Origin of the sequence: Specibacter sp. NPDC078692, assembly GCF_040686835.1 — a bacterium.
In the GTDB taxonomy this organism is placed as follows: domain Bacteria; phylum Actinomycetota; class Actinomycetes; order Actinomycetales; family Micrococcaceae; genus Specibacter.
In genome coordinates this window covers 44313-53469 of the sequence record NZ_JBFBLV010000029.1, presented here as the reverse complement: position 1 = coordinate 53469, position 9157 = coordinate 44313, and the positions used below count along the sequence as shown (strand labels likewise).

Below are 9157 nucleotides of genomic sequence, written 5' to 3'. Positions count from 1 at the left end.
GGATCCCAAGGATGCCGCGGGCCTGGACGGTGCGCTGAAGGCCCTTGCCGCACTGCCGTTTGGGGAGGCCATCTTGATCATGATCGGCGTGGGGCGGCGAGGCGGCGCTGGCGCGCCTTCTCTATGGGGATGCTGGCGCATCCCCTGCACCGCTGGCGCGGTGCTGTGGGTGATCCAGTTTTGGGGGTGTGTGCGGTACCAGCTCGGCCGTTCCCACCTTGGTTTTTTGTCCCTCGCTGCGTCGTTGGTGGGCAGGAGTTATGCGGTGCCGGCCTTATCGATTTTGACCCGCCCCTGCGCGCCTGACGGCGCCCAGAACACTTCGTATGGGGTGCACTGGCGTGCACTCCCGGTATACCCCTCGCACCCCTTCAGTGCGCTCTCCCCCATTGCTGGCGTTCCACCTCTACGCCGTGCCCACCTCTAAAGCATTCCAACGACACCCGGGGCCACATACACCCCCGGCACAGGAGCCGCCCGTGCGGTGCGCTGTGGCAATGGCGGGCCACGGCACGGAGCAGACGGGGCACGGGCGGGCGCCATGGCCACTGGGCGGCGCGGTGAAAGAGAGGCGAGGCCACCGGTCAGGCAGGCGAGGCGCACAGGAGAACCCCCACGCCATGGCGCCGAGGCAGGCGAAGGGACGCCATCGAGGGGCACAGGGGGCGCAACGCGCCGCCACCACACACCGACGGGACGGCCAGCTGCACAGCACGACGGCGAGCGGCCGCAGCTCGAGGCGCCGGGGCCAGAGGGGGTCGAAGGTACGACCCCCACACACCAACAACAACCAGGCACCCCGAGCGACCGATAGGCACGACACACACCCACGACAGGAACCCAGAACACCCGCAATGGTGCCGGCCACGTGCCGGGAAACAACCACAGCACCCAGCCAAGGCAGTGACTTACCTAAGTCACCCACCCACAAACAACCCCAAACAGACCAGCACCCGGCACCGGCCACCGGGCACTGACTGACGTAAGTCACAAACACCACCACGACACAAACAAACCAGCAGCCCGCACCGGCTCAAGGAACTGATCAACTGCTCAGAAATGCCCGCAACGCAACCCAGGCCACTGCAAACCGGCACCAGCCCATGGCAGGGGGTCGAAGGTACGACCCCCTCACCCACCAACGAAAAAAGCCACTGACTTACCTCAGTCACCCAAGACCAAAGATGCCGAAACGAGGAGCACCACCCGCGCCGTGGGAACCAACCGACATCGGTCAGTTCCCGGCCCTGAAACACCAATTTTCCGCCGCTGGGGTGCTGCATAATCCGCGGGAAGGATGAGAAATCCTCTGGATGTTGTCCTGACTAGGATGATTCAATCAGCCTCCCACCTCGGAGCCCCCATCTGGATGGGATGACAAGCCCTATCCTCGCCCTGCCTTCGGTATCGAACGCCAAGTAATCGAAACACGAAGCGCTCCAAGCACAAGTGCCCTCTCAGGCTGGACTTCAGTTGCGGGAATCGGTCGTTTCAGGAAATTGTCGGCGCTTTGGAGTACTCGCTTAATCATGGCGTTTTCCACTTTGATGCTCTCATAGGCCTGACGTGCAGTGGAGATGGACTCACGCGCCTCTTCGACTGCGGTGAGATTGACGCGATGCCAGCGCCGAGCGCGGTTCCCACGAGCCGCAAAATAGATCAGGGTGGGCAATGCGGTCGTTACCAGAACTATTGTCACCGCAAGCGCCACCGATCCTACGATAACGGCACATGCATGAAATGAACTATCGGAATCTATTTTCACCTCAGTGAAAGTGGCCAAGCCGATCCCAACCGCAAGAAAAAGAGGGCCGAGGAATGGCCACATGAAGCGGAAGGGGAAACGGCACAGCGCGGCAAAGTATACGCAAATTGAATGCCCGATACAGGGAAAAAAACTCTTTGCTTTGGCTGCGTCGTCGAGGACTTCATGAAGGCGAGCAGACTTATCCTCCGAGGAAACACTTTCGTCCCCCGTGGAGGATTTATTCTCGTCTCGCGTGGAGGATATATTCATGGCTCGGGTGGCGATGAACGCCTCCCACTCGGTCAAATTTTTGTCTAAAAAGGTCGGATCCAGTGTTCCTCGAAGAGGGTCAGCTGCGTACTCCTCAGCTGCTGCGCGAATGGTGAATGGGTCGCGCGCGAGCTCACCGGGTTCACCCACTCCCTTAAATGCTGCCCGAAGTGTGATAGTCAACGCGATAGCTCCAGCTATGAACAGGCTGGACCCAACCCACTGAGGCCAGGATCCTTGGTCTTCTTTTGCTGTTAGGGCCAAATAAAAAAATGAAGCAGCCAAGCTGACGAAGAGACCGGAAACCATGGCACCTAGAGCAGGCACAAAGATAGTTTGATACTGCGTTGCGGCGAGCCGAATATAAGTAAAGGTCTTCTGTGCTGGGGGCCGGATCCATTTTTGCGTCGAGAGCTCAATGATCCCCAAGAGCAAACTCATTCCGCAGATCACTACTCCGAAGCCATTCAGCAGCGTCATAAGCGTTTCCGTAGTCCCCCGATTAGCCGATACCCAGCGACGCCACCGGTCCTGGTGAATTCGCGCCATTTGAGTAATACCACAGACGGTCCCGACGGTCGCCATCGCGCGCTCCCCTGGCCACGGTGCGGGGCTGGGCCAGGTTGCCAACTTGACGCTCATTCGTACTGAAAACGCTCGGGCTGCGAGCGCGGTTTTATTGTGGGTTTTCTTTGGTTGTGGTGGTTTTGGTGACCTACTTCTGTAAATAGTCGCAACCCCCTTGACACTTGTCGCTTTGATCATTAAATTAGTTGTTGTCAGATCAACATATTTACCGAGGAGATTCACTCATGAAGCACACGATGGTCACCTTAACCCACCTGCGAGTTCCGCAGGACCAGGCTTCTACTTGCCGCGAGCTGGTGGATCACCTTTCCGCCGCCAGAGTGACCGCGGAAAGGTTCCAGGAGGGTACTCCCGAAGAGGCCGCCGCCAACCACGCCGTGAGTCGCGGTCAGGCGGCCTTAGATGAGGCAGGCGACCATCTCTTGACCCTTACCCCTGAGGGCCGGGCAGAATACCAGCGCATCATGCTCACGCTCGGCATGGCCCACACCACTCGCCGGGGCAACGGCATCTATATCAACTCCCCCTGCGGACTGGATCACTGGCAGGCAACCGAGGACCAGGCGCTGGAGGCACTCGCGGCTTGGAAGTCTGCGCGTTTGATGCGTCTGGACTCGGAGATGCTTCATGCGGTTATCGAATGCGGGTGGGAGGATTTGATCCATTTCTTGGAACTCGCCACCACCAGAGGTGGGCTTTCCTCGGCATGGATCCCCGGCTCCTAAGTCTGGACATTCTAGGCCTCGCCGATCGTTTTGGCGGTGCCTTTGCCATGCCCTCACGCAGTGGCCACTGCGTTTTATCGTCGCTTGACGCTTTGACGCAACCCTGTTGACAAGTGGCGCACTTATGGATAAATTAGTTGTTGTCAGATCAACAGATTTACTGAGGAGAAACCAATGTCTCATCTCTTGGAAACTTTTGCCAACGGCCGCACCGCTTTCGTCTCTGCCCGTGAGGATGCTTGGCACCGCCTTGGCATGGTCACCGCTTCGGCACTGACGGCGGAGGAAGCCCTCGAATCGGCGTTGCTGTCGGGCTGGAATGTCCGCAAGGTTGCTTTGCAGACCGAGGCGGTCATGGATGCCAACGGCGCCGGATCGCTGCCTGTCATGAACCATTACGCCACGGTTCGCACCAACCCGGTCACCAAGGGTACTGACGTTCTGGGTGTTGTTGGCAAGAAGTACCACCCCATCCAGAATGAGCAGCACGCGCTCCTGCTCAACACGTTGGTGGACATGTCCGGTGCCCACTTCGAAACTGCCGGTTCGCTGCGCGGTGGCCGCGAAGTCTTCGTGACCATGAAGATGCCCGATCACATGAAGGTGGGCGGCGTGGACAACGTTGATCTTTACTTGGCAGCCCTGAACTCCCACGATGGCTCCAGCGCATTCCGCCTGCTGGTCACCCCGGTGCGTATCGTCTGCGCCAACACGCAGGCCGCAGCCTTGAAGTCCGCGAAGTCCAGCTTCTCCATCCGCCACACTAGCGGGGCCAACGCAGCTATCGCGCAGGCTCGGCAGGCACTGGGCCTGACCTTCACCTACCAGAAGGCCTTTGAGGAAGAGGCCGAGCGGATGATCCAGCAGTCCATGACGGACCGGGAATTCATGTCCATCATGGGCCACCTCTTCCCGGAGCCGGGCGAGGGCAACCAGCCCGCCGCACGCCGGTACCAGGAAAAGATGAACACCCTTGAGAACCTCTTCACCACGGCGCCGACCAACGATGCCATCCGCGGCACCCGCTGGGCCGGATACCAGTCCCTCACCGAATACATCGACCACTACGCCCCCGCACAGCGCACACAGTGGACCAACGACCTCGACACGGCCCGCGCCATGCGTTCCCTCGGTGTCGATGCCGTGGCTACCAAGGAAGCAGCCTTCCGCCTCATCAACGCCTAGCCATGCCAGCTGGTGGAGCCTTGTTATTGGCTCCACCAGCTGGCCCCTTTGTGCATCAGTTGTTGAGTATGGGCTGGTGCCCCCTTTGGGTAAGCATGTCGGCCTCTTCAACGGTCGGTACTAGAGATTCAACAGGTATCCCAGCAATTACATAGGCCCTTTCCTGAGCATCTATCACTATGCTGGCAAGCATTCTAGGTGCTCTTGTTCTGCCTGGGATGCGATAGGTGTCACCGTTTGAGCCACCCTCAACAGGCTGAATCATGGGCGCTTCAACGTGGAATTCTTGAGACAACTGCACTCCGGTCTCCCCGTTCCTCACGGTCTCCCAAAACCCCCTAGCGGGCGAGGGGGTTTTGTTGTCCAACGCCATCGCCCACTCTTCAACTGAAGTGCCGATAGCCATTACCGCGTTCACAGATTCTCCGACTGGCACTCGAATCGTGTCCAGCCATCTGAAAAAGCCTCCACTCCTTGACCCCATCGAGGCGGAACGGACTGAAACTGGCACAAGGCCGTCATTGTGAAAAGCCACCTCGTAGACGGCATAGATCAACGTGTCGTTGTCACGCGGCAGCTCAAAAAGGGCGTCCTCAGCGAAGTCCATGACCCCAAATGCCTGTGGCCCATCATGCCTCTTGATAAGGAAATCAACGGCAGTATCGGAGTGTTTTTGACGGATAGTCATCGAGACCGCAGGTGCTTTGATGTCGAGTCGGGCTCTGATTGAGTCCTTCACCAGGATTGCAGATTGCTGCGCCTGTTCCGTGGCCAGCTCAAGCGTGGCGTTAGCAATCTTCACCGCGTCCCTGCTGTCCGTGGCCGCTTTCCTTGAAGCTTGAGCAGTGCGCCGAGTCTCCCACGCCTGCCAGCCAATAAATACCGCCGAACACGCTGTTGCTATGGCCGACCAGAACGCCACCGATGTTGCTAGATCCACTGAAAATTTCCTCCCCAAGGGCGCCATGCGAGGGGTTCGCCTAGCTCTTCCTCCCTCTTGCAGCGCAAGAAGCAGTCACCCCACTCTCCAGCTTCTAAGTGCCAGACCATGCCCCGCGTCGCTTGCGCTATGCAAAGGTGAAATCTTCCCAACACCTGGTCATGAATTGCAGCTCCCCAACCCTGTTGACACTGCTCCCCATAAAGGATAAATTAGTTGTTGTCAGATCAACACATTTAGAGGAGCGGGGCTCGCCCCATCTGGTGGCCGAGACTCTCGGTCACCGCCTCCCCTTCTTTTTCAGGAGGACAGTATTTTGCCTATTTCCAACATTCCCCCGGCGCAGGTGCACCAGCGCGACTTGGCCCGGGTTCGCGCAGCGGTCGCGAGTTACATTGCAGTTAGCCCTGGAAGCCCTCCCCCGCAGCCGCTGGAGGAGCTGATTGATTCTGAGGGTGAAGGTATTACGGATCTGCTGACTGATCTCCACCACTTGGCTGACGCTCTGGGCGTCCCGTGGGGTGAGGACACCGCGCACCGTTATTATCTGGCGGAAGCTGGCTGCTGCGCCTATTGTGGCTCGAGCCCTGGCGAAGCTATTAGTGATGGGGAGCGGGCGTCCTGTGGTGGCTATGAGGCGCGCACGGGCGACAGTGGCCCGCACACCTTCGTTATTGATGACATTGAGCAGGACCGCCGCGAACAGGCCGGTGATTCCGAGTGAGCATCGAAGCCGATGAGGCCATGATCGTCATTGACGCCTTGGAGCTCAGCCCCGTCGCCACCGAGGCGGTCATTCGCAAGCTCACTGCGACCCTCGCAGAAGGCGAGTCGGGCAGTGCCGACAAATCGACACAGTGGCGCCAGCAGCCCGACGGCTCGGTATCCATCGAGACTGACTCCGAGCCCATCCTTGCCACTTTTTACCGTGGCGAGTTCGACGGCCGCCCGGTGATACAGATTGACGGCGCCGCAGCTTTCCGCGTCAACGTCAATGACTCCACCATCTGGGACCAGTCCCCCGAGACCTCTGAATGGGTGACGATCATCAGTGCAGCACAGAGCTGGCTGGAGGAGTTGCGCGCCTATGTCATCCCGGACGCTGAAGCCTGCGAGCGCGGAGGGTATGAGGTTTTTGCTGTGGAGTTGGAGGCTGGCTTGGGGAAGTTGGGGTGAGTGTTAGGGGTGGGGTGGTGGGTGCGACACACCACCCCAAAGTAACTGTTTACTTTGTAAACGTTTACGTGGTAAACTTTTACTTGTAAGGCAAACCAGCCCTACACACCTTGAAAACTTCACAGAGTTAGGAACCACATATGGCTGACAAACAGCTTGACGGTCTCCTGAAAGACCTTGAATCTCAAGGGTTCACGATAGAGAGGCGCACACGAGGCCTATTCGCTTATTCACCAGATAAGACGAAAGCCCCGGTAGCAATTCACTTGACACCCTCAGATCACCGTTCATGGCTGAACATGCTAAGTCAGCTCAAACGGGCAGGGTACATCAGGAAACGCAAGTAACGCTTAGGGGGAAGTTCACTTTGGACGGGGAACTTCCCCCTAAGCTACCACCCAGCCACATCCAGTCCCTAACAAATATTGAGCAGACCAGGCATCGTCCTGATACTCAAAACAGCAGCACCCACAACCCAAAAATGCACCCAAGAAACCAACGAAAGGAATCCCCCCATGACAAAGGAAGGCTCACCGCAGCCCCTTGACTGGTACATCACCGCCACCTTCACCACGGCGACACCCATGAACAGCGAAGCAGGGTTCGACATTCTTGACGCACTGGCCGAACACCACCCCAGCGCCGCGCTCGCCGCCAACGGTGGCAGCATCAGCCTCACCGTCTCAGCATCCGACGCCGTACAGGCCGCAGCCTTGATTCCTCAGATCCTGGCCAAGGCCCAGCCCATCACCGGGGCCGCCACCGTCGTGTCTTTGGAGATCCTCTCCGAAGACGCCTTCCAGGCCAGCCTGGACGAACCGGAAATCCCGGATCTCGTGGGCCTGACCGAAATCGCGGAGATGGCTGGAGTCTCGCGCCAGCGCGCCAACGCCATCGTGAAACAGGACAGCTTCCCCTCTCCTGTCCTCACACTGGCAGCTGGCCAGTTCCGCACCCGCGCAGCTGTCCAGAACTGGGTGGAGAACTGGACACGCAAGCCCGGCCGCAAGCCCAGCACCCAGCCAACCGGATAACCACCAACCCAACACAGCGAAAGGAAACAAAGCCATGGCCGAACCCGACTTCTACAAAGTAGACGAAGCCGCCCGCAGACTATGCAGCTACGACCAGGGCCACGACATCGCCCCTGAAGTTTGGGCCAATGACACTCCGGAATCAGAACGCCAGGAATACCGCAGCGAGGCCTACCGCTTCGCCCTAGTAGCCGAAGTCATGAACTCTCACCCCTTGTAGATCCATCCGGCCTCACTCGCTATTGATCGCTCTCCAATGGATGTTGACTAGTGACTCCATCCGAAGTCGCGTTTGTGTCTTCTAAACGGGGCTCTTTGGAGTGTTGTCCTTGAGTGAGCCTGAACTCGGTGGCTTCAGGATCCTGGACCCATTCAACAAGGTCAACGTCGTGGGCCTTTAGCGCTTGAAGTACCTCTTGGGGTGTGGCGTGAAAGAACTCTCGGCGCCGGTTGATCTTGTTCACCCTCCGGTCCTCGAAGTGGTGATGCAGGGCTGTTTCGAGGCTTACCGCATCCTGCGAGAAATAGAGTGCGTGAACGTCATAGCGGAAAGGTACCGAGGCATTGGAAAGTTCCTTCACTCGATTCATCGGCTCAAGCCGTCGCGTCAAGCCTATTTTGACGATTCCCTCGCCAAAGCTGCCGATGTTGGAAATGATGTAAACGTATCCGGCCCTGATGTTCTGGGCACGTAAGCGGATCTCGGCTGCCTGCTCTTCGATCCCTGTGATCAGTTGGTCATATCTGGCAATGGCTTCCTCATCGCCCAGCTCCCACATTCTTGCCAACATGATCCGGTAGTGCTCAAGTTCCTTATCGAACTGGATGAGAGCAAAGTCGTATTCTTCTTGAGCTTTCTGCTCGTCCCGTAGCCGCTCACGTTCGGCAGTCCGCTCAAGGCGCTCAATAGCCTTAGCTGCGAGATGGTCAAAAACAAGCCTGCACTCATCCATTCGGAGATGAAGGTATTCGTCGCTGATCCTCACACCCAAAGGCAGCCCGGCATTACTAACCCCTTCGTAAGCAGAAAGGATGCGACTGTAACTCACCTCGTAACCCGAATCCCTCCGAAGCTGACGAACAGCCATCTCACATTCAAGATTGAAGGTCTTCAGGAACAAGGTAGAGAACGCTTTGTAAATGAATGCCTTTTTGGCAGGAGTGAACGACTCAACTTGGCCGACTTTTTGGCTGAAGTATTGTTCAAGCTCACCATGAACAAAAAGCGCCGTACCCCCAGTGATCATCTCCCGCTGTTGCGCTCGCAGAATCTTGATCTGCTTCGCAATCCTTTCCGACCCGTCAGCCGCCGTAGGGTATTCGCGGAATCGAACTTCTTCGAGGTAGTGAGTTGCTTCAACATCGCGGTGCTCAGATTTCAGATTAGCGATCTGAATATCGAGTTGGGCCATGGCGGTGGCCGCGCCCCTTTTGAACACCTCAAGCTCAGACGAAGCTCGGGACAATCCATTCGACGCCTCATCGCGGTGCT

General features: G+C 58.0%; 9 protein-coding genes and 1 pseudogene. 7 read left to right on the top strand and 3 right to left on the bottom strand.

Going from position 1 to position 9157, the window contains the following annotated elements:
- A pseudogene (locus tag AB0O97_RS16715) lies at positions 1-427 on the top strand (hypothetical protein); the annotation flags it as partial.
- Positions 428-1384: 957 nt separating this feature from the next.
- On the opposite strand, the gene AB0O97_RS16710 reads toward AB0O97_RS16715, so the two are convergent.
- Positions 1385-2497, bottom strand: a complete 1113-nt coding sequence (locus AB0O97_RS16710; RefSeq protein WP_363884166.1) for a hypothetical protein — start codon at positions 2495-2497, stop codon at positions 1385-1387.
- A gap of 332 nt (positions 2498-2829) precedes the next feature.
- Between AB0O97_RS16710 and AB0O97_RS16705 the strand changes: the two genes are divergently transcribed.
- Both AB0O97_RS16705 and AB0O97_RS16700 read left to right on the top strand, forming a co-directional pair.
- On the top strand, positions 2830-3330 hold the full coding sequence (locus AB0O97_RS16705; RefSeq protein WP_363884165.1) for a hypothetical protein: 501 nt from the start codon (positions 2830-2832) through the stop codon (positions 3328-3330).
- 174 nt (positions 3331-3504) lie between these two features.
- Positions 3505-4515, top strand: a complete 1011-nt coding sequence (locus tag AB0O97_RS16700) for a DUF932 domain-containing protein (RefSeq protein WP_363884163.1) — start codon at positions 3505-3507, stop codon at positions 4513-4515.
- A 55-nt stretch (positions 4516-4570) separates the two neighbouring features.
- Here the strand turns inward: AB0O97_RS16700 and AB0O97_RS16695 are convergent, their stop codons facing one another.
- Positions 4571-5455: a hypothetical protein gene (locus AB0O97_RS16695; protein ID WP_363884161.1), complete on the bottom strand. Its 885-nt coding sequence runs from the start codon at positions 5453-5455 to the stop codon at positions 4571-4573.
- 316 nt (positions 5456-5771) lie between these two features.
- On the opposite strand from AB0O97_RS16695, the gene AB0O97_RS16690 reads away from it, so the two are divergent.
- The 4 genes from AB0O97_RS16690 to AB0O97_RS16675 all read left to right on the top strand — a co-directional run bounded on the left by AB0O97_RS16690 (position 5772) and on the right by AB0O97_RS16675 (position 7885).
- Positions 5772-6179 (top strand): hypothetical protein, encoded by a 408-nt coding sequence (locus AB0O97_RS16690; RefSeq protein WP_363884159.1) that lies wholly within the window; start codon positions 5772-5774, stop codon positions 6177-6179.
- Positions 6176-6631, top strand: a complete 456-nt coding sequence (locus AB0O97_RS16685) for a hypothetical protein (RefSeq protein ID WP_363884158.1) — start codon at positions 6176-6178, stop codon at positions 6629-6631. The genes AB0O97_RS16690 and AB0O97_RS16685 overlap by 4 nt, the downstream gene beginning before the upstream one ends.
- A 515-nt stretch (positions 6632-7146) precedes the next feature.
- Positions 7147-7665, top strand: a complete 519-nt coding sequence (locus tag AB0O97_RS16680; protein ID WP_363884156.1) for a hypothetical protein — start codon at positions 7147-7149, stop codon at positions 7663-7665.
- A gap of 34 nt (positions 7666-7699) precedes the next feature.
- Complete coding sequence (locus AB0O97_RS16675) at positions 7700-7885, top strand: hypothetical protein (RefSeq protein WP_363884155.1); 186 nt, start codon at positions 7700-7702, stop codon at positions 7883-7885.
- 19 nt (positions 7886-7904) lie between these two features.
- Here AB0O97_RS16675 and AB0O97_RS16670 read toward each other — a convergent pair.
- Positions 7905-9157: DUF4041 domain-containing protein (locus AB0O97_RS16670; protein WP_363884153.1), on the bottom strand; the 1253-nt coding region annotated here is incomplete at its 5' end.